We start from the raw sequence: 1,796 nt of genomic DNA on the forward strand, positions 1-1,796 counted from the left end.
CGCGCAAAAGACAAGATGTAAACACATTTCATCGAATGTAAACAGACCCTTCTATGAGCAAGAATTTGTCAAGGCCCGTTTCCAGCTGGCCCACAAAGCAGCGTTGGTTAAGTGCTTGCCTCCTGCGTACAGAAGCGCTAACTGGGTCAAGGGCAGGCAAAGCCTGGCGCAGCGGACCCTTGACGCCGCGAAGGGGCGACATGCTGGCATAGGCTGGCAAGCGCAATAACTCGCGCTTGCCAGCCTACAGGCGCGTTTGGTTGCATCGTTGGGCGGATTTCCATCACACCTCAATCGTTACTGCAATCTACTCTATGTTCCCAAGATCTGAAGCCGATTGTCGCGCGCGTCAGACTTGACGTCTGACCACCTTCTATCCGCCGGTGCAAAGGCCGGCCTTATCCTGCATGCGCGTTACGCCGGAAACCTCGCCGGGAGCATGCCCCATCTAGAGAATCGGTTGCGTGTGCAACCCGGGGCTGTTACGGGCATGTTCACTTCAGACCGTATGCACCTCCACATTATCTCGCGCAACGGATGTGCGTTCTGGCAAACCGCAATGGCTTAAGCGGACTTAAACTGTGCTCCCGCCGGGATGACGCCGTCCTTCAGATAGCGCCACAGTGCAATTGCGAGGCGCCGCGCAACCGCGACGATAGCAATGCGTCGCGCGCGGCGGTTCGGCCCCGTGCCCTGCGTGCGCTGGTTGAACCACTGCGTTAGTGCACTGCCAGGCTGGTAGCGCAGCCAGGTCCACGCCATCTCGATCAGGAGGGCACGCACGCGTCTGTTGCCTTGCTTACTGATGCCCTGGTCCACATGGCTCTCACCGCTGTCGTAGGGCTGCGGCACCAGCCCTACGCACGCGCCGACTTCGCGCCGGTTGTGGAACTCGCGCCAGAAGAGTTCGAGCGCTAGGCGCGAAGCGCCCACTTCGCCAATCCCCTTCAGGTGTGCCAGGTTGTCGCTTCGCTGGCGCGCGGGTGCCGGCAGACTTGCGTGTCGCATCTTCTCGAGTGCGGCGAGTTGCTGCTGCGCCAGGGCCAGCCGTTCGCATTCGCGCAGCAGCCGTTCACGCATCTCAAGCGGCAGCGGCGTGTCGTCATGACACCGCACCTGGTCGCGGGCGAGGCGGTCAGCGAAGGCCTTGTGATCGACCTCATCCCAGCAGCCGAGCGTGGCCAGCAGTTTGCGCATTCGGTCGCGGTGCTGCAGCACTTCCTTCTGCAGTTCCCCGCGATCGCGCATCAGCTGCCGTGACGCCTCGTCCTGTGGCGACGGCACGTGCACCACGTGCATGCGGTCGCGCTCGCCGCGCAGCCATGCGCGCAGGTTGATGACCAGCTTGATCGCATCGAGCCGGTCCGTCTTCGCCCGCCGCTTGTGGCGCTCGACCGGAATGCTGGCCGGATCGACGACATAACATTCGACGCCACGTGCCTGCAGCGCGCGACAGATCCAGAACGCGTCCTGGCCAGCTTCGTAGCTGACGACGAGGCGCACGCCGCTCGACAGCGACCACTTCAACCTTTGTTGTTCGATCACGTCCAGCACCGCCTGCAGGCGTGCGGCGGCTTGCGGCTGCACGACCGTGTGCACGGCCGGCTGCTCGCGCCGGCCATCGTGCAGCGCCACCTTCCACTTCGCGGCAGCAAGCTCGAATGACACCGCCAATACCAGTTCCTGACCGCCCGTATATGCCTGTTCGGTACGCATGATGCCCTCCTGTGAACAAACCTCGGCACGCTGATTGTAGGCGTCAGTCTCTCGCCGGCCCGGATGCTCATAGGATCTAG

The 1,796-nt window shown here is 62.5% G+C and carries 1 protein-coding gene; it reads right to left on the minus strand.

The window, feature by feature from the left end:
* Positions 1 to 564: 564 nt before the first annotated feature.
* A complete protein-coding gene (locus BN2475_RS30900) occupies positions 565 to 1,716 on the minus strand; it encodes an IS110 family RNA-guided transposase (protein ID WP_094783186.1) in 1,152 nt (383 codons plus the stop codon).
* Positions 1,717 to 1,796: the final 80 nt, after the last annotated feature.

Origin of the sequence: Paraburkholderia ribeironis (assembly GCF_900019265.1) — a bacterium.
Taxonomy (GTDB): Bacteria; Pseudomonadota; Gammaproteobacteria; order Burkholderiales; family Burkholderiaceae; genus Paraburkholderia; species Paraburkholderia ribeironis.

Excerpts from the sequence above, each read along its gene's own strand:
- BN2475_RS30900 (WP_094783186.1), bottom strand. The coding sequence starts at position 1,716 with ATGCGTACCGAACAGGCATATACGGGCGGTCAGGAACTGGTATTGGCG.